General features: G+C 70.0%; 24 protein-coding genes and 1 tRNA gene. 8 read left to right on the forward strand and 17 right to left on the reverse strand.

Annotation, left to right across the window (positions count from 1 at the left end; all coding sequences use genetic code 11):
* On the forward strand, positions 1-410 hold a 410-nt coding region (locus LUU90_RS24810; protein WP_275006840.1), incomplete at its 5' end, for an integrase core domain-containing protein.
* Here the strand turns inward: LUU90_RS24810 and LUU90_RS24815 are convergent.
* Both LUU90_RS24815 and LUU90_RS24820 read right to left on the reverse strand, forming a co-directional pair.
* Positions 407-1,345 carry a metallophosphoesterase gene (locus LUU90_RS24815; protein ID WP_275006841.1) on the reverse strand — a complete coding sequence of 313 codons (939 nt, stop codon included), beginning with the start codon at positions 1,343-1,345 and terminating at the stop codon, positions 407-409. The two genes, LUU90_RS24810 and LUU90_RS24815, sit on opposite strands and share 4 nt — an antisense overlap.
* Positions 1,346-1,350: 5 nt before the next feature.
* The gene (locus LUU90_RS24820) at positions 1,351-3,705 is read right to left on the reverse strand and encodes a transglycosylase domain-containing protein (protein ID WP_275006842.1); all 2,355 of its coding nucleotides are present in this window, start codon (positions 3,703-3,705) and stop codon (positions 1,351-1,353) included.
* 108 nt (positions 3,706-3,813) lie between these two features.
* Here LUU90_RS24820 and LUU90_RS24825 point away from each other — a divergent pair, with 108 nt between their 5' ends.
* The 6 genes from LUU90_RS24825 to LUU90_RS24850 all read left to right on the forward strand — a co-directional run bounded on the left by LUU90_RS24825 (position 3,814) and on the right by LUU90_RS24850 (position 9,290).
* Positions 3,814-3,981 (forward strand): DUF4177 domain-containing protein, encoded by a 168-nt coding sequence (locus tag LUU90_RS24825; RefSeq protein ID WP_253870720.1) that lies wholly within the window; start codon positions 3,814-3,816, stop codon positions 3,979-3,981.
* Positions 3,978-4,445, forward strand: coding sequence for a RidA family protein (locus tag LUU90_RS24830; protein WP_275006843.1), 468 nt, complete (start codon positions 3,978-3,980; stop codon positions 4,443-4,445). Before LUU90_RS24825 ends, LUU90_RS24830 begins: the two co-directional genes overlap by 4 nt.
* 131 nt (positions 4,446-4,576) lie before the next feature.
* Positions 4,577-4,653: transfer RNA gene (locus LUU90_RS24835), tRNA-Pro, on the forward strand.
* Between the two features lie 644 nt (positions 4,654-5,297).
* Complete coding sequence (locus tag LUU90_RS24840; protein ID WP_425596297.1) at positions 5,298-6,521, forward strand: HNH endonuclease; 1,224 nt, start codon at positions 5,298-5,300, stop codon at positions 6,519-6,521.
* Between the two features lie 80 nt (positions 6,522-6,601).
* Positions 6,602-7,837, forward strand: a complete 1,236-nt coding sequence (locus LUU90_RS24845) for an NAD(P)/FAD-dependent oxidoreductase (protein WP_275006845.1) — start codon at positions 6,602-6,604, stop codon at positions 7,835-7,837.
* Between the two features lie 22 nt (positions 7,838-7,859).
* Positions 7,860-9,290: a DUF4232 domain-containing protein gene (locus LUU90_RS24850; protein ID WP_275006847.1), complete on the forward strand. Its 1,431-nt coding sequence runs from the start codon at positions 7,860-7,862 to the stop codon at positions 9,288-9,290.
* 6 nt (positions 9,291-9,296) lie between these two features.
* Here the strand turns inward: LUU90_RS24850 and LUU90_RS24855 are convergent, their stop codons facing one another.
* Complete coding sequence (locus tag LUU90_RS24855; protein ID WP_275006849.1) at positions 9,297-9,659, reverse strand: DUF4267 domain-containing protein; 363 nt, start codon at positions 9,657-9,659, stop codon at positions 9,297-9,299.
* Positions 9,660-9,743: 84 nt separating this feature from the next.
* Here LUU90_RS24855 and LUU90_RS24860 point away from each other — a divergent pair, with 84 nt between their 5' ends.
* Positions 9,744-10,325: a TetR/AcrR family transcriptional regulator gene (locus tag LUU90_RS24860; RefSeq protein ID WP_275006851.1), complete on the forward strand. Its 582-nt coding sequence runs from the start codon at positions 9,744-9,746 to the stop codon at positions 10,323-10,325.
* Between the two features lie 45 nt (positions 10,326-10,370).
* Here LUU90_RS24860 and LUU90_RS24865 read toward each other — a convergent pair whose 3' ends face one another.
* From LUU90_RS24865 to LUU90_RS24930, 14 genes are all read right to left on the reverse strand, one after another.
* Positions 10,371-11,021 carry a hypothetical protein gene (locus tag LUU90_RS24865; RefSeq protein ID WP_275006853.1) on the reverse strand — a complete coding sequence of 217 codons (651 nt, stop codon included), beginning with the start codon at positions 11,019-11,021 and terminating at the stop codon, positions 10,371-10,373.
* Positions 11,022-11,144: 123 nt separating this feature from the next.
* The gene (locus LUU90_RS24870; protein WP_275006854.1) at positions 11,145-11,786 is read right to left on the reverse strand and encodes a hypothetical protein; all 642 of its coding nucleotides are present in this window, start codon (positions 11,784-11,786) and stop codon (positions 11,145-11,147) included.
* Positions 11,787-11,893: 107 nt separating this feature from the next.
* Positions 11,894-13,003 carry a 3-deoxy-7-phosphoheptulonate synthase gene (locus LUU90_RS24875; protein WP_275006855.1) on the reverse strand — a complete coding sequence of 370 codons (1,110 nt, stop codon included), beginning with the start codon at positions 13,001-13,003 and terminating at the stop codon, positions 11,894-11,896.
* Positions 13,004-13,299: 296 nt separating this feature from the next.
* Entirely contained in the window at positions 13,300-14,031 is a 732-nt protein-coding gene (locus LUU90_RS24880) for a glutamine amidotransferase (RefSeq protein ID WP_275006857.1), read from the reverse strand.
* A gap of 19 nt (positions 14,032-14,050) precedes the next feature.
* Positions 14,051-14,833, reverse strand: coding sequence for a bile acid:sodium symporter family protein (locus LUU90_RS24885; RefSeq protein ID WP_275006859.1), 783 nt, complete (start codon positions 14,831-14,833; stop codon positions 14,051-14,053).
* A 253-nt stretch (positions 14,834-15,086) separates the two neighbouring features.
* On the reverse strand, positions 15,087-15,899 hold the full coding sequence (locus tag LUU90_RS24890; RefSeq protein WP_275006860.1) for an ABC transporter permease: 813 nt from the start codon (positions 15,897-15,899) through the stop codon (positions 15,087-15,089).
* A complete protein-coding gene (locus LUU90_RS24895) occupies positions 15,896-16,900 on the reverse strand; it encodes an ABC transporter ATP-binding protein (protein ID WP_275006862.1) in 1,005 nt (334 codons plus the stop codon). The genes LUU90_RS24890 and LUU90_RS24895 overlap by 4 nt, the downstream gene beginning before the upstream one ends.
* Before the next feature lie 76 nt (positions 16,901-16,976).
* Complete coding sequence (locus LUU90_RS24900; RefSeq protein ID WP_275006864.1) at positions 16,977-17,729, reverse strand: hypothetical protein; 753 nt, start codon at positions 17,727-17,729, stop codon at positions 16,977-16,979.
* Positions 17,726-18,682 (reverse strand): ATP-binding cassette domain-containing protein, encoded by a 957-nt coding sequence (locus LUU90_RS24905; RefSeq protein WP_275006866.1) that lies wholly within the window; start codon positions 18,680-18,682, stop codon positions 17,726-17,728. The genes LUU90_RS24900 and LUU90_RS24905 overlap by 4 nt, the downstream gene beginning before the upstream one ends.
* Entirely contained in the window at positions 18,682-19,071 is a 390-nt protein-coding gene (locus LUU90_RS24910; RefSeq protein WP_275006868.1) for a GntR family transcriptional regulator, read from the reverse strand. Before LUU90_RS24910 ends, LUU90_RS24905 begins: the two co-directional genes overlap by 1 nt.
* Positions 19,072-19,218: 147 nt before the next feature.
* The gene (locus LUU90_RS24915) at positions 19,219-20,325 is read right to left on the reverse strand and encodes an aspartate-semialdehyde dehydrogenase (protein WP_275006870.1); all 1,107 of its coding nucleotides are present in this window, start codon (positions 20,323-20,325) and stop codon (positions 19,219-19,221) included.
* A gap of 1 nt (position 20,326) precedes the next feature.
* On the reverse strand, positions 20,327-21,604 hold the full coding sequence (locus tag LUU90_RS24920) for an aspartate kinase (RefSeq protein WP_275006872.1): 1,278 nt from the start codon (positions 21,602-21,604) through the stop codon (positions 20,327-20,329).
* A 133-nt stretch (positions 21,605-21,737) separates the two neighbouring features.
* Positions 21,738-22,508, reverse strand: coding sequence for a TSUP family transporter (locus tag LUU90_RS24925; protein WP_275006874.1), 771 nt, complete (start codon positions 22,506-22,508; stop codon positions 21,738-21,740).
* A gap of 13 nt (positions 22,509-22,521) precedes the next feature.
* On the reverse strand, positions 22,522-23,265 hold the full coding sequence (locus LUU90_RS24930; protein ID WP_275006875.1) for a YqjF family protein: 744 nt from the start codon (positions 23,263-23,265) through the stop codon (positions 22,522-22,524).
* Positions 23,266-23,322: the final 57 nt, after the last annotated feature.

Below are 23,322 nucleotides of genomic sequence, written 5' to 3' on the forward strand. Positions count from 1 at the left end.
CCCGAGTGGCCTACGTCGAGATCCACGCAGATGAGAAGGCCGATACCGCAGTCGGGGTCCTGCACCGGGCAGTGGCCTGGCTGGCCGAACGCGGCGTGAGCGTCCAGCGAGTGCTGTCCAGCAACGGGTCGGCCTACCGGTCCCACGCCTGGCGAGATGCGTGCGACCAGCTCGGGATCAAGCCCAAACGGACCCGCCCCTACCGACCTCAGACCAACGGCAAGATCGAACGATTCCACCGCACCCTGGCCGACGGATGGGCCTACGCCCGGCACTACCACTCCGAGGCCGAACGCCGCACCGAACTACCGGGCTGGCTCCACTTCTACAACCACCACCGCACCCACTCAGCGATCGGCAACCAACCACCCATCAGCCGACTGAACAACCTCCCTGGACATCACAGCTAGGCCACCCGCGCCGTCAGCGTCATCAGCGTCGCCTCAGGGCGGCACGCGAAGCGCACCTGCGCGTAGGGCGATGTGCCGGCGCCTGCGGACACGTGGAGCCACGTCGAGCCCTCGCCACCCTCGCGGTCGGGCCGGGCTCCGGGCCACCCGTGCAGGCCGGACGCACGGGTCCGGTCCAGGTCGCAGTTGGTCACGAGCGCCCCGTAGAACGGCAGGCAGAGCTGCCCGCCGTGCGTGTGGCCGGCGATGATCGCGTCGACGCCGTCAGCCTTCAGCTGGTTCAGCACCCGCTGGTACGGCGCGTGCACGACGCCGAGGCGCAGCACCGCGTCCTCCTCGCCCGGCACGCGGCCCGGCTCCGGCATGACGTCCCGGTCGAGGTGGGGGTCGTCCATGCCGACCAGCCCGACGGTGCGACCGTCGCGCAGCTCCACCAGCCCGCGGCTGTTGTCGAGGTCCACCCAGCCGGCTTCGGTGAACGCCTTGGTGAGCGACTCCGTGGGCAGCGGAACCTTGTCCTCACGCTGGACGCGAGCGTCGGGGAGGAGGTACCGGGCCGGGTTCTTGAACGTCGGTGCGTAGTAGTCGTTCGAACCCATGACGAACGCGCCGGGCACGTCCATCAGCTGGCCGAGGACATCGAGCAGCGGAGCCAGCGCCTGGGTGTGGCCGAAGTTGTCGCCCGTGTTGATCACCAGGTCGGGTTCGAGCGCGGCGAGCGACTGCACCCAGGCCTGCTTGGTGCGCTGACTCGGCGTCAGGTGCAGATCCGAGACGTGGAGCACCCGGATCGGGCGCTGCCCCGGTGGCAGCACAGGCATGGTGACCCGCCGCACACGGAAGAGCTTGGTCTCCACGTGCGCGTACGCGAGTCCGGCGGCGACGACGCCCCCGGCTATCCCGAGCGCCTTGCCGACGTTACCCAGCGTCCCCATAGAGATCAGTCGTTCCCGTTGTTGCCGCCGTTGCCGTTCCCGTTACCGCCGCCGTTGCCGTTCCCGTTCCCGTTGCCGGAGTCGCCACCGCCGCCGTTGTCACCGGAGTCGCCACCCTCATCGTCGTCCGAGCCGCCGCCACCGGAGCCGCCGTCGTCGTTGTTGTTGTTGTTGGACTTCGGGGACGGAGCCTTACCGACGAGGTTCGGGTCCGCAGGGCCGAAGTTCTTGATTGGCAGATCGGCCACGGCCTGGTCCATGTACGTCTTCCACGTCGGCGCAGCAATCTCGCCACCGTAGAGAGCGTCGTAGAACTGACCCTTCACGTAAAAGTTGAAGTGCTCGAAGTCACCGTTCGCCTCCCCGACCCAGACGGAGGTCGAGAGATTCGGCGTGTACCCCGTGAACCAGCTCTGGTACGCGCCGTTCGTCGTACCGGTCTTGCCGGCCACGGGGCGACCATCGTTGAGGCCGCCGTCGAGCTTCCAGGCCGTGCCTGTCGATCCGAAGACCTTGCTCATGGCGAAAGCGACAGTGTTCGCCACGTTGGGCTCGATGGTCTGCTTGCACTCGCTCCCGGGCACCTTCATCTTCTTGCCATCCCGCTCGTACACCTCAAGGATCGCGACCGGCTCGCAGTAGGTACCACCGCTGGCGAACGTCGCGTACGAGGCAGCCATGTAGACCGGCGTCGTCGACTGGGTGCCCAGCGTCATCGGTGCGAAGACGTCAATGTCCGACTTCTTGGGGACGTCGATGAGCCGGGGCGACGGATCGGTCGACGTGGTCGGCCGGAAGCCGGCGTCCCATGCTGTGTTGGCTACATTGCACAGGTTCAGTTCGTGCGACATGCGGGCGTAGACGGTGTTCAGCGACTGGAACGTTCCCGTCATGATGTTGGTCATCCCACTAGTCGAGCCTTCAACGTTTCCAACATTCCAAACATCACCGCCCAGGCTCTGCTTGCAGGGTTGCACCTGGAAAGACGAAACGGGTGCGGAATACGAGCTGGCGCTGATCGGGTCATACAGCTGGCGGCCGGAACGCAGCCACTCCGCGAGAACGTACGGCTTGAAGTTCGACCCGAGCTGGAACCCGCGGGACCCTCCGTGTGCGTTGTCAGCGGAGTAGTTCAACGAGGTGTGCCGGGGGGCCGGTTCTGCACCCGAGTCATAGGGGATGTTCTGCGCCATCGCCAGGATCTTGCCCGTCCCAGGCTCGACCGAGGTGATCGCAGCCTCGAGCTGACTCGGGTCGTCTGCCGGGACGGCATTCGTGATCGTCTTTTCGGCGGCGCGCTGCATCTTGATGTCCAACGTCGTGACGATCTTCAGTCCACCGCGGTACAGGAGATCTGAGCGGTCATCCCTGGTCTCTCCGAACTCGGGACTGGCCATGACCTCCTTGATGACGTAGTCGCAGAAGAACGCTGCGCCCTTCGCGGAGTCACATCCGACGTCCAGGGGCTGGACGTCAAGGCTGTCCGACAGCTTCGTCGCCAGCGCCTCGTCCCGCTCCTCGGTCGAGATGTAGCCCAGCTGCCACATCTTGCCGACGACGAGGTCACGACGTTCCCTGGCCCTCTCCGGGTTCTCCACCGGGTCGAACTGGCCCGGCGCCTTGGTGATGCCGGCGATCGTCGCCGCCTCGACCACCGACAGGTCGCTCGACGACTTGTTGAAGTAGTGCCGCGCGGCCGTCTCGACGCCGTAGACGCTTCGGCCGAACTGCGCGATGTTGAGGTAGCCCTGCAGGATCTCGTCCTTGGACATCTCCTTCTCGAGGGCGATCGCGAGCTTCGCCTCGCGCAGCTTGCGCGTCAGCGAGTCCTCGCGAGCCTCCAGGATGCCGAAGGTGTCACCCGACCGGTCGGCCTCCTCGATCAGGACGTTCTTCACGTACTGCTGCGTGAGCGTCGAGGCGCCCTGCATGTCGCCGCCACCGAAGTTCTTGACCGCGGCGCGCGAGATGCCCTCGGGGTCCACGCCACCGTGCGTGTAGAAGCGCTCGTCCTCGATGGAGATGACGGCGTTCTTCATGTTGTCCGACACCTTGTCGAGCGGCACGACGATGCGGTTCTGCGCGTAGAACGTGGCCAGCTTCGTCTTGCCGTCGCTCGCATAGATCTGGGACTGCTCCGACAGCGGACCCGGAACCAGCTCGGCCGGCACCTCCTCGAAGACCTCGACGCCGGTGTCGACGGCGGTGTTCACGCCCGACGCCAGCGGGATCACGAGCCCGGCCGCGATCACGCCACCAGCACCAGCGGTGAGCACGAATGCGAGAAGGAGTCCGATGAGCTGCGCGGCGGGAATGGTCCGGGTGATCCGGCGCGGCTCGCGAGGGTTCGCCATGGCCATGAGCCCAGGTTACGGGCTGTACCTGACCGGGCGCGCCGAAACTGGAGCCACCCGTGTGCAGGTCTCGTGGGGAATCGCCGTCGCCGATCGCGGGCTAGCATCGTCGCCATGGCAACGAAGTGGGAGTACGCGACGATCCCCCTCCTCATTCACAACACCAAGGCGATCCTCGATCAGTGGGGCTCGGACGGCTGGGAGCTCGTGCAGGTGGTCCCCGGACCCGACGGCACCGGTCTCGTCGCTTACCTGAAGCGGCCGGCGGGCGGTGACGCATGACCCACGAGAAGCGCCTCGCCGAGCTGGGCATCACCCTCCCTGAGGTAGCGGCTCCGGTCGCGGCATACGTGCCGGCTGTGCAGACCGGCCGCTACATCTACACCTCGGGGCAGCTGCCCTTCGTCGACGGCGCCCTGCCGGCGACCGGCAAGGTGGGCGAGGGCGAGGGTCTTGTCTCTCCCGACGACGCCGCGGCCTACGCGCGCGCCTGCGCACTCAACGCCCTGGCAGCGGTCCGGTCGGTCACGGGCTCGCTCGATGCGATCTCCCGGATCGTGAAGGTCGTCGGGTTCGTCGCGAGCGACCCGTCGTTCACCGGCCAGCCCGCGGTCATCAACGGTGCCAGCACGGTGCTCGGCGAGATCTTCGGCGACGCCGGCCTGCACGCCCGATCCGCCGTCGGCGTGGCAGTTCTTCCGCTGGACTCACCGGTCGAGCTGGAACTCGTCGTCGAGCTGACGTAACGCCCCGCAGCGGCCCGGAACGAGCGTGATCGGACCCACTGTGGATTCGGTTTCCGTTCCGGGCCCTGCGTCGGCTATTCTGAGCAGGCTTCCGCGGAAAGGCTTCGTGCCTGTCGTGCGGTGGACTCCATCGGGGTGTGGCGCAGCTTGGTAGCGCGCTTCGTTCGGGACGAAGAGGTCGCAGGTTCAAATCCTGTCACCCCGACCATGAAAAAGGCCCTCTGACCAGCAGAAATGCTGTGTCGGAGGGCCTTTTTCGTTGCCTGTCCGCACCGGCGGCGCCCTTCACCAGTCAGGCTTCACGCCCGCGGCCGAATCGACAGGCGCCGGCCCGCAGCTGAGGGGCCGACCACCGACTGCCGTCGGCGGCGGTTCTGCCGTCGGCAGAGGACATTCGTCCAGCGCGCACATCGAACACCTGTCGGATACGTTGGTGCCATGACGCGAACCAGTGGTCGATCACGACGGACGCCCGACGGCTCTCCTCCGTCGGCGCCGCTCGGCGTGGACGGCGCTGCGCTCCGCCCGTCGGCGCTGCGAGCTGTGCGCGAGCAGCTCGCGGACATGATCCTTCCAGGCACCTCCGACACGGCTTCCGCACCGGCCGACGGGGTTCAAGCACAATGGATCGATCTGCTCGCGGAACTCGAAGCCCTGAAGAACACCGCGACCGCCGCTCAGGCTCGATTGGCCGTAGCAGTGGAGGAAGCCACGAAGGCCGCCGAGGCCGAACATGGGGTCCGTGCTGAGCGGCGGGGTCGGGCCGTGCCGAACCAGGTCGGGCCAGCGATGCAGCAGAGCCCGCACGCCGGATCAGCGTTCCTGGGCACGGCGCGGGTATGGCTGACTGGCATGCCCCACACGTTCCACGCGCTCCGCACCGGAGCGCTCTCGCAGTGGCGCGCGACCCTGTTGGTCCGGGAGACCTCGCACCTGACGGCGGAGCATCGCGCTCAGATCGATGAGCAGATCTGCGGGCCCGCGAACCTGCCAGCACTGGCGGGGACAGGCACCCGCCGGCTTGTCGCGCGGATCAAGGAGCTCGCGGGCCAGCTGGACGTGCACGCGTGTGTGAAGCGGAACGCGAAGGCGGCCGGTGAGCGGTGCGTCTCGGTCCGTCCCGCACCGGACCTGATGGTGTACCTGACCGCACTGGTACCCATGCAACAAGGCGTCCAGGCGTACGCGCAGCTGAAGAAGCACGCCGAAGCAGCCAAGGCGACCGGCGACGAGCGCGGGACCGGGCAGATCATGGCCGACACCCTGATCGAACGAGTCACCAGCCGCGAGCCAGGTCATGCCGATGACGTCCCGGTCACGCTCAACCTGCTGGTCTCCGACCAGACGCTGCTGACCGGTGGTGATGAGCCCGGTGTGGTCATAGAGGGGATGTCCGTGGGCGCGGGCGTCGTCCCTGCCCCGGTGGCCCGGCACCTGGCCGCGCACGGGATCGACGCCGACGCCGCATGGCTCCGCTCGATCTACGTCGACCCGAACGGGCGGTTGCTGGCCACCACGTCGAAGGCACGGTTCCACCCGCAAGGGCTGGCGGACCTGCTGCGTGCTCGTGAGCAGGGCATCTGTGCCACGTCGTGGTGCGACGCCCCGGTACGGCACATCGACCACGTCACCCCGCACGCCGAGGGCGGCGAGACCAGCCTGGACAACGGCCAAGGCGTTTGCGTGCGCTGCAACCACGCCAAGCAGGCACCAGGGTGGCGGCAGAAGCCCACCGAGATCAACGGCCGCCACGGCGTGGAGACGGTCACACCGACGGGGCACAAGTCTGTCTTCGTGGCGCCTGAGCCACCGCAGCCGATCCACGACACCGCACCGGGGCACAAGTCCGTCATCGCCGCGCCCGCGCCTCCCGAACCGGGTCGTGAGGGACCGCCCGCCTGGACACCGGCGACGGGCATGACCGGTCCCCGTGCCGGGCACACCCCGCGCAGTCGGTACGACGTCGGGCGCTGTGCCCCGCGGCGCAGCGAGACGATCGCCTACCGCCCGCGGGGGCGGCGCCGGTCCTCGAACCGGCGGCCCCGGACCGACCTCGCCTGGGCGGATATCCGCTGAGCCGACCGCCTCCGGACGCTCGTGCCTGCCCCTCTCTCCGGTGCAAGACTGGAGAGCCAACCCAGCACGGGAGGCATCCGATGGATCCGTACGTCCTCGTCGGCGGCGGGCTGACGACAGCCCGCGCCGCAGAAGCGCTGCGTGCCGGTGGATACGACGGCGACCTGGTGGTCGTTACGGCCGAGCCCCATCACCCGTACGAGCGTCCTCCGCTGAGCAAGGACTACCTGCGCGGGGAAGCGGAGCGCGACGTCGCCTTTCCGCTGGACGAAGCCTGGTACCGCGAGCACGACGTCACCGTCCGAACCAACGAGACGGTCGTCGGGCTGGACCTGACCAGGCACCACCTGACCCTGTCCGACGGCGGCACGCTCACCTTCGCGAAGGCACTCCTCGCCCCCGGGTCCACGCCGCGAACACTGGACCAGCCCGGTACGGACCTCGCCGGCGTGCACTACCTCCGCACCATCGACGACTCCGATCGCATCTCCAGCACGCTGCTCGAGGCATCCCTGGAGGGCGTGGGGCGGCTCGTCGTGATCGGCGACGGGTGGATCGGGCTCGAGGTGGCCGCGTCCGCACGGTCCCTCGGCCTGGACGTCACGGTGGTGGGTCGTGGTTCACACCCGCTCGGGCGGGTGCTCGGGCCCGAGATGAGCGACTTCTACGCGGGCGTCCACGCCGAGCACGAGGTACATCTGCTGCGCAACGCCTCGGTCATGCGAATCCTGGGTGCCGACGGCCGCGTCACCGGCGTCGACCTCACGGACGGCAGGCGCATCGGAGCCGACGTCGTGGTGATCGGCGTGGGCGCCGCGCCGAACGTCGGTCTCGCCGAGGCCGCGGGCCTGGACCTCCGGCCCGCGTCGCAGGGCGGGGGCGTCGTCGTGGACGGCACGCTGGCGACGTCGCACCCCGACGTGTTCGCCGGGGGCGACGTGGCAAGCGTCCCGTCCCCCCACTACGGCCGCCCGCTCCGCGTCGAGCACTGGGCCATCGCCCAGGAGACCGGCGCGCACGCGGGTCGCGCCATGCTCGGCGCCCCGGACCAGTACGACAAGCTGCCGTACTTCTACAGCGACCAGTACGACGTCGGCATGGAGTACACGGGCTGGGTGGACGTCGAGGCCGGATACGACGACGTGGTGATCTCCGGAGACACCGGCTCCCGCGAGTTCGTGGCGTTCTGGCGCGTCGAGGGGCAGGTGGCGGCCGGCATGGCGGTGAACGTGTGGGAGCAGATGGAGCGTGTGGAGGAACTGATCAGGTCTCGGAGGAAGGTGTCGACAGCGGAGCTGGAGGGCTTCGTCGGCTGATCCGCGGTGGGACGATTCCCCGGTGCCACCACTCCCCCGGATCCTCGTGCTCGCCGCCGCGGCCGCCCTCACGCTCGTCGGGTGCACCCCGAGCGCTGAACGACCGCCGGCCGAGATCCGGTCCGCGGCCGATGAGGTACGCGAGCTTGACGGCGTCGTCGGCGTCGAGGTCACCAGGACGACGGTGAGCGGTCCCGTCCAGGGGAACTTCGGCCAGCAGGAAGAAACTCCGCCGAGCAGTGTCGACGCCAGGGTCGAGCTGGCTGAGTCGCTCGACCCCGCGGCAGCCGGGGACGCCGTCGGCGAGGCGCACCGCCTGCTGGCGGCCGGGGCGGAACGCGTGGACCCCCTCGAGAACGTCACCGTGTCAGCGGAGTTCTTCGCCGGATCCGAGCCGTCCGAGAACTTCACGGCAGGTCAGCCCTGGCTCAGCGTCCGGGCGGAAGACGACGCCGAGCCCGAGAGAGTGGCCGAGGCCACCGAGTACGGCTACGAGCTGCGCGCCACCGGCGCCGAGAGCGTGAGCCTCGGCGTCACCTCCGGGGCGGAGGATCCGCCCACGGCTTGGGCGTCCGTCGTGGCGTCCTCCGCGGACGACCTCGTCACCCTGGCACGGAAGGCCATCGAGCTGGACCGCGGTGCCGACCTCGAGGCGCCCGGGATCCGCTATGAGTCCGCGTCGCGTCCGCCCGACCTGGCCGCCGTCCGGCTCGTGGTCGCAGCGGCAGGCCGACCGGACGTCCGGAACGCCGCCTACGTCGCCGGCCAGCCGCTCACCATCCAGTCCGACGCCGCGCCCGGCGCGCAGAGCCTCGCCGACCTGCGGTCCTGGCTCGAGGCCCGGCGCTTCGCGACCGCCGACCATCCGCTGGCCTACACGGTCCTGGACGCGGAGTACACCGAGGCCACCGGCTGGGTCTCGGGCGCCGTTCCCACCGCCCACGCACCGCACACCGTCCCGCTCCCGGCCGGGACCAAGGCCTGGCCGGACGACGACGCGGCGCCGGCCTGCACGGATGACGACCTGCGCATCGCCTGGGCCGGGTCCGACGCCGCGACCGGGCACCGCTACGGTCTGCTCACCGCGCGCAACGTCGCGGGAAACGCGTGCGCCCTCGAGGCGGTGCCGGGAGTGACGCCCCTGAACGGTGCCGGTCGCGGCCAGGACGACGTGTCGATCGAGCTCTACGCACCAGGCGTGGTGCCGGGCCGGCTGGTCGTCCCGCCCGGGGAGACAGCATCGGCAGCGGTCGAGTGGGGCGCCATGTCGACGGCGAACGACCCCGACCTCACGACGACGCTCCGCGTGGTGCCGCAGCCCGGGACCGCCGCCGTCGAGGTGCCGGTCTCGGGACGCCCGGAGTCACGCGGCGGCCTCGACGTGCTGGACGGCGCCGCGCTCCGGATCAGCCCTTGGGTGCAGGCGCTGGAGGGCTACAGCCCCGCCCGGTGAGCCGCGTCAGACCGCGAAGAGCAGTCCGGCGCTGATGAGCACGACGACCGCCGTGGCGAAGTGGATCCCGAAGGCGACCGCCCTGGTGCCGCCGTGGCGCAGCACGATCAGGGTGTCACCGAGCGGCACCAGTGCCACCACGAGCATCAACCATGCCGCGGCGAGAGGCCCCGCGAAGAAGAGGAGCGCCAGGCCAGCGAGGCCGAAGGTGAAGTCCCTCAGCCCCTTGACCTCGAGGTAGGCCTGATCGTGTGCGGCCGGCACGCCGTAGGCGGCGGCGGAGGGGTAGGGCCGGAGCAGGAACCGTGCTCCGATGTACAGGACGAACAGGTCGAGGACGACGGCGAGGGTGTAAGCGACGACGGTCATGAAGGCTCCATGCTAGCGACGATAGATGATGTAGCGACGCTAGCAGAGCAGGAGCAGTTCACCTAGCAGCGCTAGAATCTGGGCATGACGATTCAGACGCGCCGAGAGCGTGAGCGGGAGCAGCGTGAGCGGCTGATCGTCGCGGCAGCCCGGGAGCTGGCGGAGACGGAGGGGTGGGAGGCGGTCACGACCAGGCGGCTCGCCGCCGAGATCGAATACAGCCAGCCCGTCCTGTACAGCCACTTCAAGGGCAAGGCCGCCATCATGACGGCGGTCGCCGTCCAGGGCTTCGAGGAGCTGGCGGTCGAGATGCGCGCTGCCCGGACCGCCGTCCGCGGGACCCGCGAGGCCCTCGCCTCAGTCGCGGCGGCCTACACGAGCTTCGCCACGAAGCGCCCCGCGCTCTACGACGCGATGTTCACCCACGCCGTCGACCTGACGTTCGCGAGCCCCGAGGGCCCCGCCTATCTGCGCGAAGGGTTCGACCAGCTGCTCCAGGCCGTCCAGCCGCTGGCCGGGGACGACGACACCGGCCTCCTCACCGAGACCTTCTGGGCGAGCCTGCACGGCCTCGCCATGCTGGAGCGCAGCGGTCGCCTTCCGGCCGAGGCGCACCAGCAACGGCTGGACCTGTTGATCGGTCGTTTCGCTCCGGGGGCAACCTGACAGAGCCCAGCGGGCTGAAACTCGGCAGCCGCAGCTCGGGCCCGTTCAGGCCTCGCAAGCCGCCTGCAGGGCGCGATCGAGCCTGGTGGTCGTAGATTCCCGCCCGCCGACCGACACGGCCCCCCGAAACGGCAGGTAGAGCTCACGCTCGACCCCGAGAGCACGAACGGTGACGAACGTACCCTCATAGAGGTGCCACACACCGGGGCTTATCGATAGATCGCCCTGGGGGTTGATGATCCACATCGTCGCCTCGCGGTCCGGCGGAATGACTACTCGGTCGGAGGTGTCGCCGCGGTCTGGTGCGCCCTCAGCGGGGTCGCTGACAAACGTATAGTCGCCCCGCCAATCGTCGGCCATGGGCTCGAACCGGTACACATCCGGATCCGTGCTGATCACCGTGACGGGCCACCGCGACGGATTGCGCACCGTCTGCACCACCACGGCGTCCTCTTCCGCGCCGAACATCGCCCAGATGCTGTCGCCGGGGAGGCAGTCCGGAAGTGTCGCACCAGCCCCGCTGCTGCTGGACGCACCTCGCTCCACGCGCGCCGTGCGTGCGGCTACCTGCCAGGCCACGACACCTGCAATCAAGGCCACGACCACTGCGGCACCCACGATCCAGCCGGCTCGCCGAACCCATACTCTCTTCGCCTCAGCGGCCCCAGCCGGTTTCGCTGCCTCGACACTCGTCATGGGCCGAGGTTAGGTTCTCGGCCCGCCTGCCGCTGCAAAAAGACTGGATGAAACGGGCTGCGCCCCCGGCTCCGCGCACCACGCGCGTCGAGCTGAGCCGGTCGATCCACCAGGCCCGAACGGTCAGGCCGAGCAGGCTTCTTCCAGGGCCTTGCCGAGCTCCGCGCTGTCCCGCGCACTGCCCCCCACATAGAGCGTCCCCCGATACGGCATGTGGACCTCGCGCTCGACACCGAGAGAACGGATCCGCAGAGGCGCGCTGTCAAAGCTGTACTGGACGGTCGAACCACGGATGATGTCGCCCTGCGGGTTGTGGATCCACATCACCACCGAACGGTCCGGGGGAACGACGACGGAGCTCCGGGTTTCCTCCGGGAGGCCGCCTGGGGGGCTGGCCCCGAACGCGGTGTCCAGTGCCGGGTCCGCGCTCAGCGGCTGGAACCGGTAGACCTCGGGGTCGGCGCTGATGACCGTGACGGGCCATGGGGACGGGTTGCGCACCGTGTGCGCCACGACGACGTCCTCGTCCGTGGCGAACGACGTCCAGTACCCGTCCTGCGGGATGCAGTCAGGAAGAACGAGGCCGCGTTCGGCCAGCGTGGCGAAGCCGGTGTCGATCCGTCCGACCCGCGCGAGGCCCTGCCATGCGGCGACGCCGACCAGCAGGGCCACGACCAGCGTGACGGGTACCCAGCGCCCACGGCGCCTGACTACCGTCGGCACCTGCGCCGCTTCGGCCGGTTCCTGAGTCTCGACCCTGGTCATGGGCCGAGACTAAGGTCGCGACGAGACGGCGTCCACAGATGCGACGAGGCCGCCGGTCGAGCCTGGCGAGAGTGCTTCTCGCCAGGCTCGACCACACACGTGCGGTGTCAGCCGCGCCGTTCCCGGACCGCCTTGGCCAGCTCACGGAGGAGGTCCTCCGTGGTGTCCCAGTCCATGCACTTGTCGGTGACCGACTGGCCGTAGGTGAGCTCGGACAGCGGGGCGGGCTTCTGTGCACCGGCCACCAGGAAGCTCTCCATCATCAGACCGGTGATGCCACGCTCGCCGTCGGCGATGCGGTTGGCGATCTCGTGCACGACGCCGGCCTGGCGGACGTGGTCCTTGCCCGAGTTGCCGTGGCTCGCGTCCACGATCACGCCGTTCTCGACGGCGCCGCCCAGGCCGGAGGTGCGCGCAACGCGCAGCGCGGCGGCGACGTCCTCGACTCCGTAGTTCGGGCCGGACCGCCCACCGCGCAGGATCACGTGGCAGTCCGGGTTCCCGGTGGTCTCGACCGCGGCGGCACGGCCCTCGCCGTCGGCCCCGAAGAAGGTGTGCTCGCTCGCCGCGGTGATGCAGCCGTCAACGGCGATCTGGACGTCGCCGTCGGTGGCGTTCTTGAACCCGACGGGCATCGACAGGCCCGAGGCGAGCTGGCGGTGCACCTGCGACTCGACGTTGCGCGCGCCGATGGCGCCCCAGGTCACGGCGTCGGCGATGTACTGAGGGCTGGTCGGCTCGAGGAACTCGGCCCCGGCCGGCACCCCGGCGTCGAGCACGCCCAGCAGCACCTCACGAGCGAGGTTCAGACCGTGCCGCACGTCGTGCGAACCATCCAGGTGCGGGTCGTTGATGAGGCCCTTCCAGCCCACGGTGGTACGCGGCTTCTCGAAGTACACCCGCATCACGACGACCAGGTCGTCGGACAGCTCGCGCCGGAGCGTGGCGAGCCGCGCGGCGTAGTCGAGCGCGGCGACCGGGTCGTGCACGGAGCACGGGCCGACGATCGTCAGCAGCCGGTCGTCGTCGCCGGTCAGGACGTCGCGCACCTCGCGGCGGGACGTCGTGACGAGGTCGCTCCGGGCGGTGCCGAGCGGCATCGACTCCAGCAGGCTGTTCGGCGCGGGAAGCGGGTCGAGAGCGCGAATGCGCAGGTCGGAGGTGCGGGTACCGAGGTCGGAAACCTCGGTGCTGGGTTCCGCGGGGGTGATGCTCATCGGAATCGGGGCTCCTGGTTGGCGAGGTCTGGTTCGAGGAACCGGACGGCCCGCCACCGACTCCTGGTCCGGAGCGGCCCGTCTGGCAAAGACGAAGGGCCTGGACGCGATCGGCGTCCCAGGCCCTGGCTCCGGGTGGAAAGTTGGTCAGGCGTACGCCCGCCGAGCTCCACCAGGAGCCGACGTAAAGCGCCAATACCAACGGATGTCCACGGCCAAAACGGTAGCCGCACCCCCGCGGGCTGTCCACCGGATCTTAGGATGCGGTCGGTCACAGTCCCTCCGGCCCGCACGCGCTACCGGGCGTAACGCTCCACGAACGCCCGCAGGATGCGCATCGGCTCGGCGATCGTCACGGCGACGGCCCGCTCACGCACCAGCTCCGCCTCTTCGCTCGGGAAGTAGCCGTAGTCCCGGTAGACGGCTATCCGCTGCTCCATACCCGTGACGTCGAGCTCCGGGTGGAACTGCGTGGCGTACAGGTTCTGCTTGATCCGGAACATCTGCACCGGACAGCCGGCCGACGAGGCGAGCAGCACCGCGTGGTCCGGCAGCTTGCGCACCGCTTCCTTGTGACCCACGTACGCCGAGAAGCTCTGCGGCATGCCCGCCAGGAGCGGGTCCGACGCCGCGTCCGGCGTCAGCTCCACGACGACAGGGCCCACCGGCTCCCCATACGTCGCGTCGATCACCGCACCCTGATGCGCGCCCAGCGTGCCGACGCCGTAGCAGGCGCCCAGGAACGGGAAGTCGCGGGCGACCAGCTCGTCGAGCAGCGCCGCGAGCTGCGCCTCGACCCGGCGCTGCACGGGGCCCTTCTGCTCCGCGGGGTCCGAGGAGTTGAACGGCCCGCCGCCGACGAGCACACCTGAGTAGTCGTCGAGGTCCACGGGCGGCAGCGGGTCACGCTCCAGGCGCACCCGGTGCAGCTGCTCCGGTTCCAGACCCCCGTACTGCAAGAACGCGGCGTACTCCCCGTCCGCGGCGATGTCTTCACCGCGTGTCGCCAGCAGCAGGAACGGCTTCATGACAAGAGAGTAGGTGAGATCAGCGCGTCCCGGAACGCCGGGCCCACCACGTCGCCAGGCCGGCCCCGGACAGGTTGTGCCACACCGAGAACAGTGCGGCGGGCAGCGCGGCGGCGGGCGTGAAGTGGGTGGCGGCCAGGCTCGCGGCAAGGCCGGAGTTCTGCATGCCCACCTCGACGCTCACCGCGCGCCGCCCGGCCCGGTCCAGCCCGACCGCCTTCGCGGTGCCGTACCCGAGCAGCAGCCCGAGCAGGTTGTGCGTGATGACCGCGAGCGCCAGGAGCAGCCCGGTGGAGAGCACCGTCTGGGCGTTGGCGGCGACGACCCCGAGCACCACCAGGACGATGCCGCCCACGGAGACGAGGGGCAGGTAGGGCAGCAGCTTCTCGACGAACTTCCCGGCGATGGCGCGCACGACGATGCCTGCGAGCACCGGGATGAGCACCACCTGGAGGATCGAGCCGAACAGGTCCATGAACCCGACGTCGAGGGTCTCGTCGGCGAGCCACAGGATGAGCAGAGGGGTGAGGAACGGCGCGAGCAGCGTGGAGATGGCGGTCATCGTCACGGAGAGCGCGGTGTCGCCCTTGCCGAGATAGACGATCACGTTCGAGGCGGTGCCGCCGGGAGCGGACCCGACGAGGATCATGCCGAGCAGCGCCATGCCGGTGAGGCCGTACAGCCCGCCGACGGCCCAGGCGAGCAGCGGCATGATCACGAACTGAGCCACGACACCGACCAGCACTGCCCAGGGCCGCTTGGCCACGAGGGCGAAGTCGCTGCCCCGCAGGGTCAGGCCCATGCCGAACATGATGATCCCGAGGAAGATCGGGATGTGCGCCGCGAGGGGCGCCAGCTGGGTCGGGCGAGCAGGCCCGCGACCCCGCCCAGCAGCACCAGTAGGGCGAACCAGCGCCCGGCCAGTTCCGCGATCTTCCGCAAGGTCCCCATGTGTTCCTCTCCCGGGTGTCGGCCTCGTCATCGGCCGGCACACCTTAGACCCGGCCCGGGTGCATCCCGGGCCGGGTCCGTCAGGTGGTCAGGCGGTCAGGCGGTCAGCTCCAACGGAACAGCTTGACGCCGAGCGGGAAGAGTACGAGCGTCCAGACGGTCAGCACGAGCACCTGGGCGAGGGGGAAGCCCTCGTTGCCGAACCAGCCCATGGTGAGCCCCTGGGCGGCGGCACCGAGCGGCAGGTAGAGCCCGATCTCCTGCATCCATTCGGGCATGACGGACAGCGGGACCCACACCCCGGAGAACATCAGGGACGGGAAGTAGATCAGCATCCCCAGGCCGGACGCCGTCTGGCCCTTCTCGGCCCGGGCCGCGACGAGCAGCCCGAGGGAGAACATGGCCGTCGTGGAGAGCACGAGGACGAGCAGGACGACGAGCGGGTCGGCCGCGAACGGGACACCCAGCACCACCATGCCTCCGACCACCGCGGCGCCGGCCGACACGATCAGCGCCAGCACGTTGATCACCATGTGCACGCCGACCAGGTTCTGCGGCGGCATGGGTGTGGTCGACAGCCGCTTCAGGATGCCCTTCTCCCGGAAGGTGGCGAACTGTACGGGCATGGTGGTCAGCGAGATGGTCCCCACGGCCAGGGCGATGATCGTGGGCAGGTAGGACGTGACGCCCGGCGCTTCGTTCCAGGGCGGTGGCGCGTCGACCATCGGCTTCGAGAAGTCGGGGATCGCGAGCCCGAGGCCGAGCAGCAGCAGGCTCGGGAAGATCAGAGCGAAGAACACGCCGGTCGGTTCGCGCAGCCACACCCTGAGCTCGCTGCCGAACAACGTCCAGAAGGCGCGGAAGCGCAGTCCCCCGTGGTTCACGCGTACGGGCCTTGTCGTCTCGACGGCGGTCATGCCGCCACCTCCTCGTTCTCCTCTACCCGGTACTGGCGACCGGTGACCTGGACGAACACGTCCTCGAGAGTCCGTTCGAGCGTGCGGACGTCGTCGGGGACGACGTCCGCGGCGGCGAGCGCCTGCACGACGGCGAACAGCACCTTGCGGGTGCCGGTCACCTCGATCTCGTCCCCGACCGGGACGGCGGCGGTGACGTCGTCGTCCCTCTCGGCGAGGGCGGTGAGCAGCTGGGTGGCACGGTCGCGCGCGCCGTCGTCGGCGAACCGGAGCCGGACGCCCCGGTCGCCCTCGAGCCCTTCGATCAGGGCCGACGGCGTACCCTCGGCGACCACGCGTCCGCCGTCGATCACGACGAGCCGGTCGCAGAGTCGTTCGGCCTCGTCCATGAAGTGCGTGACCAGCAGGACGGTGACCCCGGAGTCGCGGACTCGTTCCACCAGTTCCCAGGTCGCGCGGCGCGCCGCCGGGTCGAGGCCTGTGGTGAGCTCGTCGAGGATGGCCACCTGCGGCTTGCCGACCAGCGCGAGCGCGATGGACAGCCGCTGCTTCTGCCCGCCGGACAGCTTGCCGAACTGCTGGTGGCGGTGGGCGGTCAGGTCGAGCAGGTCGAGCAGCTCTGCCGAGTCCGCGCGCTCCGTGTAGAACGAGCCGAAGACGTCGAGCGCCTCGGCGACCGTGATCTTGTCGTGCAGCGCCGCTTCCTGGAGCTGGACGCCGACGTGCTCCCGGATCAGCAGGGGATCGGCCTGCGGGTCCTGGCCCAGGACCCGTACGGTGCCGCCGTCGGCGTGACGGAGGCCCGCGAGGCACTCGACGGTGGTGGTCTTGCCCGCCCCGTTGGGGCCGAGGATGCCGAAGATCTCACCACGTGCGATCTGGAAGGACACGTCGGATACGGCGGTCTTCGGGCCGGCGCCGCGGCGTGCGGCGGGATAGGTCTTGCGGAGGTGGCTGACCTCGACGACAGGGGTGCCTGCGTCGGGCTGGGGAGTTGCCACGGTGCTTCTCCTTCGGGGACGGAGTCTGGGGAACGCTGGGGACGGAGCCTGTGGACAGGGCTGTGGAAAAGTGCGCTCAGCCGAGGGTCGGCCGCAGCGGCATGTCGCGGTAGAAGCGGTCCACACCGAACGCGGCGACCGCGACGGCCAGGACGCCGCCGCCGAGACCGAGGAGGGTCCGGCCGGGGCCGGGGTTCGCGAGGGCCTCCCAGCCGAAGATGTAGCCGGTGTGCATGCACCAGTCGACGAAGACGACCAGGGCCACCAGCGGCACGATCCAGAGGCTGCCGCCCCAGGCACCCAGGCGCTGGTAGCCGGCGGGGAGCATCGCCCCGGCCAGGATGTAGGTGGCGATCACGAGGGCCTCGCCCGCGACGGTGACCGCGAAGCTGCCCTCGGGGACCAGTCCTTGCGGGAAGTGCCAGTCCCAGCCGATCGCGCCCCAGATCAGCCGCTCGGCCGGTACCACGATGGCGACGAGGAGCCCGGTCAGGAGCCCGACGAGGGCGGATGTCCGGACCAGCCCGATGACGAACGAGCGCCGGGTGCCACCGGCGGCGATGTGCAGGGGCAGCACGGCGACGGCCAGGATCAGGCCCATCGTGAACATGTACCAGCGGGCCGAGCCGAGGGTGTACTGCAGGGTGCTGCCCTCGAGGCCGCCGAAGCGGCCCTGGATCGCCGCGATGATGATGCTGGTGGTGATGACCGTGCCCCAGAACCAGCCGCTGGTGACCAACAGCCCGCCCATGAGCGCCTTCTCGGCCGCACGCACGGAGCGGTGGCGGGCGAGCTGCCCGCGCTCCTCGAGAGTGACGGGGATGCTCATCGCTCGGTCTCCTTCTGTGTGGTCGTGCGGGTGAGGTGGACGAACAGGTCCTGGAGCGGCACGGCGCCGGCCTGGACGCCGGAGTCGGCCGCCTCGGCCTCCTCGCGCTCGGTGAGCGACCCCTCGATCGTGACCATGACGGTGGGTCCCAGCTCCTGGCGGTGCAGTACGCGGTGCCCGGCGGCCAGGCGGTCGACGGCGGCGGCGCTGCCCGTGAGGCTCGTCCCCCTGGCCCGCATGTCGTCGGCGGGCTCGGCCAGCAGTACCCGGCCGCGGTCCACGACCACCACGTGCTCGAAGAGCCGCTCGGACTCCTCCACGAGGTGGCTGGACAGGATGATGGTGCGGGGGTGCTCCGCGTAGTCCTTGAGCAGCTCGTCGTAGAACGCGTAGCGCGTCGGTGCGTCCATGCCGAGGTACACCTCGTCGAAGATCGTCAGCGGGGCCCGCGACGCCAGGCCGATCGTGGCACCGAGGGCCGACCGCTTGCCGCGTGACAGAGCCGCCGGGCTCTTCCGGGGGTCGACCTCGAACAGGTCGAGCAGCCGGGCGGCGTAGTCGGCGTCCCACTCGGGACGCTGGGCCGCGTACTGCTTGAGCGTGGCGCCGACCTTCTCCTCGTTCATGACGTCGCCGCTCTCACGGACGAGCTGCACCCCCGACACGATCGCCGGGTTCTCCCACGGATCCTGCTCGTAGCCCTCCGGGCCCACGTGCACGGTGCCGGCGGTAGGGCGGCGGAACCCGGCCAGCAGGCCGAGCATGCTCGTCTTCCCGGCACCGTTCCGACCGAGCAGACCGGTGATCGCGCCGGCGGGGAACACGCAGGTCGCGCCTTCGAGCGCGATACCACCGGTCTCCCTCGTGACGGTGCCCTGCTGCGTCATCCGCCAGGAGGCGCGGTAGCGGACGGCGACGTCGTCCAGCCGTGCGCCGAACGGGTAGTGGCTCATCACTTCTCCTTCTTGACGGTGCGCGCGCCGGAGCGGGGAGCGCGGCCGAGAACGTGGTCGACGATGTCGCCGACCGGGATGTCGAGGATCTCGGCCTGGGCCAGCGCCGGGTCGAGCACCTCTTCGAAGTAGCGCTTCCTGTGGTCGGCGAGCAGCTTCTGGCGGGCGCCCGGGGCGACGAACATGCCCAGGCCGCGCCGCTTGTAGAGGATGCCCTCCTCGACCAGGCCGGAGAACGCCTTGGCCGCCGTCGCGGGATTGATCCGGAAGGTGGTCGCGAACTGCGTGGTGGACATGACCTGCTCCTCCTCGCCGAGCTCGCCGGAGAGCACCTGGGCGCGGATCCATGACGCGATCTGCACATAGATGGGCTCGGGTCCGTCGAACATGTCTCGGTCCTGACGTTCAGTGGTTCGTTACTTGACTAATGAACCACATGACCGGCCGAAGCGCAAGAGGCGCGCGGAGACAGACCGAGGGGCGGGGCAGTGTGCCGGCGCACACTCCCCCGCCCCTCGGCGGTACAGCGGTACTTCCTACGTGTCGGCCGGCTCCGCGGCGTCCAGCGTCTGGAGCTCGGCCAGGTCGGCCGCGATGAGCTCGGCGATCTGGATGGTGTTCAGGGCTGCGCCCTTGCGGAGGTTGTCGTTGCTGACGAACAGGACCAGGCCGCGACCGTCCGGGACGGACTGGTCCTGCCTGATGCGGCCCACCAGCGACGGGTCGACGCCGGCCGCCGCGAGCGGCGTCGGGACGTCGGCCAGCTGGACTCCAGGGGCGCCGGCCAGCAGCTTGCGGGCCTCGTCCGGGGTGATGGCTCGCCCGAACTCGGCGTGGATCGACAGCGAGTGCCCCGTGAACACCGGCACGCGCACGCAGGTGCCGGCCACCGCCAGGTCGGGCAGGCCCAGGATCTTGCGGGACTCGTTGCGGAGCTTCTGCTCCTCGTCGGTCTCGCCCGAGCCGTCGTCGACCAGGTTGCCGGCCAGCGGGAGCACGTTGAACGCGATGGGTGCCACGTACTGCTTGGGGGCGGGCAGGTCCACGGACCCGCCGTCGTGCACCAGGCCCTCGAGCTGCTGCTCGGCTCCCGACCGCACCTGCCCCGCCAGCTCCTCCACACCCGCGAGCCCGGAACCGGACACCGCTTGGTAGGTCGCCACGCGCAGCCGCTCCAGCCCGGCCGCCTGGGCCAGCGGCGACAGCACGGGCATCGCGGCCATCGTCGTGCAGTTGGGGTTGGCCACGATGCCCTTGGCCGCCTCGCTGATCGCCTCCGGGTTCACCTCGGAGACGACGAGCGGGACCTCGGGGTCGAGCCGCCAGGCCGACGAGTTGTCCACGACGAGCGCGCCCGCCTCCGCGAACCGCGGCGCGTGCTCGCGTGACGTGCCGCCACCCGCGGAGAAGAGGGCGATGTCGACGTCGGCGAGGTCCTCCGTCGCGGTCGCGGCGAGGTCCTCCACCGGGACGTCGAACCCGCCGAACGGAAGGGTGCTGCCCGCGGAGCGCGCGGACGCGAAGAACCGGATCGAGGCCACGGGGAAGTCCCGCTCCTCCAGCAGGCGCCGCATCACGGCGCCCACCTGGCCGGTGGCGCCGACGACGGCGACGTGCACGCCCTGGTCAGAGATCTCGGTCATGTCAGCGCCCCGTTCCCGCGTAGACGACCGCCTCGCCGTCGACGCCGTCGAGCTCGAACGCGGTGTGGACGGCGCGCACGGCGTCGTCCAGCGAGTCCGCGCGGGTGACCACCGAGATGCGGATCTCCGAGGTGGAGATCATCTCGATGTTGATGCCGGCGTCGCGGAGCGCGCCGAAGAGCCGCGCCGACACACCGGGATGGGACTTCATGCCGGCGCCCACGAGAGACAGCTTGCCGATCTGGTCGTCGAACTGCAGCGAGTCGAAGGCCAGCTCGCTCTGCACCGCGGTCAGGGCCGCCATCGTGGCCGGGCCGTCGCCGTCGGGCAGCGTGAACGAGATGTCGGTGAGGCCCGTGGCCGCTGCCGACACGTTCTGCACGATCATGTCGATGTTCGCACCCGCGCCGGCCACGACCTCGAAGATGCGGGCGGCCATGCCCGGCACGTCCGGCACACCGATGACGGTGATCTTGGACTCGGAACGGTCGTGCGCCACGCCGGAGATGATAGGGGCTTCCATGGGGTTCTCCTTCGACTTCAGATCGGCCGCTACCACCCGCGTGCCGTCGTGGTTGCTGAACGAGCTGCGGACGTGCACCGGCACGTTGTACCGGCGCGCGTACTCGACGCTGCGCAGCGCGAGCACCTTGGCGCCGCAGGCCGCCAGCTCGAGCATCTCCTCGTAGGAGACCTGGTCGATCTTCCGGGCGGCCGGCACGATGCGCGGGTCGGCGGTGAACACGCCGTCCACGTCGGTGTAGATCTCGCAGACGTCGGCGTCCAAGCCCGCCGCGAGCGCCACCGCGGTGGTGTCGGAGCCGCCGCGGCCGAGGGTGGTGACGTCGTTCGTCGACTGGGTGACCCCCTGGAAGCCGGCCACGATCGCGACCTGCCCCTTGTTCAGGGTCTCGCGGATACGGTGCGGCACGACGTCGACGATCCGCGCCCGCCCGTGCACCGCGTCGGTGATGAGGCCGGCCTGCTGGCCCGTGTAGGACTTGGCCTTCACGCCCAGGTTGTTGATCGCCATCGCGAGGACCGACATGGAGATGCGCTCGCCCGCGGTGAGGAGGATGTCGAGCTCCCGCTTGGGCGGGAGCGGGGTGATCTGCTGCGCGAGGTCGAGGAGCTCGTCGGTGGTGTCGCCCATGGCGCTGACCACCACCACGACGTCGTTGCCCGCTCGCTTCGCCTCGGCGATCCGCTTCGCGACGCGCTTCACGCTGCGCGCGTCCCCGACCGAGGATCCGCCGTACTTCTGCACGACAAGTGCCATGCGCCTGCCTTCCGTTGCCGGCCTCCGTCTGTCTCAACGGCCCGCCGGGTGGTTGGGTTTGCGGCTCGATGGTACGTGCTTGGTGTTCCCCGGGGTAGTCCGTCCCACGTCGTGGGCCCGGGCCGGCGGAAGGTCAGGCGAAGACGTCCCAGGCCAGGCGGGCGATCAGCGCGCCGACCACTATGACGAACACCACGCGGACGAACTTGGAGCCCTTGGCCACGGCCATCCGGGCGCCGATGTAGGCGCCGACGAGGTTGGCGACGCCCAGCCCGAGGCCGAGGCTCCAGATGACGGCGCCGCTCGGCACGAAGAAGATCAGGGCGCCCGCGTTGGTCGCGAAGTTCACGATCTTCGCGATGGCCGACGCGGGCAGGAACGAGTACCCGAGGGCGCTCACGAGGCTGATGACCAGGAACGTGCCGGTGCCCGGACCGAGCAGCCCGTCGTACGCGCCGATCAGGAGGCCGATCAGGGCGGCGATCCGCTTGTGCCCGTTGCCGACCCAGCGCAGGTTGTCGTGCTGGCCGACGTTCGGCTTGAGCAGCGTCCACGCCAGGACGCCGACGAGCACGACCAGGATCATCGGCTTGAAGAGCTCCTCCGGGATGTGTGACGCGCCGATGGCGCCGCCGAACGCTCCGGCCAGGGCGGCGAGCGCCATCGGCCCGGCGGTGCGCAGGTCGGGCTGGACCCGGCGGTAGTACGTGATGGCGCTGGTGGAGGTGCCCATGATGCTGCCGAGCTTGTTGGTCGCCAGGGCCTGCACGGGGCTGATGCCCGGGACGAGCAGCAGCGCGGGCAGCTGGATCAGCCCGCCACCGCCCACTACGGCGTCGACCCACCCGGCGGCGAGGCCGGCGAGCAGGAGGAGGACGATGGTGAGGAGATCGAGTTCGAGCACGGGTGCATTGTGCCTATAACGCGGTGCCGCGGCGGACGGTGACCAGGGAGCCGTCGGCGACGAACGCCGACGCCGGTTCGGCGGCGAGGCTCTCGACGAACCGGCGGCCGTACACCTGCTCGACGTCGCACTCGAACGACGGGTCGCGGGCCTGCCAGACGCTCCAGCTCGGGTGCTCGACCCGGTACTCGACGCAGCCCCCGCCGCGCTGTGCCGCGTACCCCCAGTAGTGCTCGGTGATGAACTCCTCCTGGGATCCCTCGGCGGGCTGACGCGCGGCGCCCTCGGTGGTGGCACGGACGTGGTGCCAGGCCCCGGCGTCGCGCCACGAGTACTCGACCAGGCCGCCGGACGCGACCTCGCCGTCGTGCAGGTCGATCCGGTGCCGCATCGGCCGGGCCACGTACTTCTCGCCGTAGACGGCGCGTGCGACGGCGGCCAGCGCCGGGCGGGGCACGATCTCCTTGACGAAGACGACGCCGCGTCGCCAGCCGTCGTCCGCGCGGCGGCGGACGTAGAACCGCAGGTTGATCTCGTCGAAGTGCCGGTGGAACGGGACCGGCACCCCGAGCAGACGGGTGTCGAGGAACCGGAACCCGACGACGCTCACGAAGTGCCTGCCGTCCCACGTGTCGAGCTCGACGCCGCGCGGCACGAGCGGCCGCAGGACGGCGGGGTCGGTCTCGTAGCTGAGCATCACCAGCCGCCGCCACTGGGCGGTGAGGAACTTCGCGGTGCGCGCCTCAGGTCCTGTCACGCGGGGAACGTACCAGCCCCGGCGGTCGGATGTCGGTGGCGACCCGTAGGCTGACCT

It is taken from the genome of Promicromonospora iranensis, assembly GCF_028994775.1.
GTDB lineage: Bacteria > Actinomycetota > Actinomycetes > Actinomycetales > Cellulomonadaceae > Promicromonospora > Promicromonospora iranensis_A.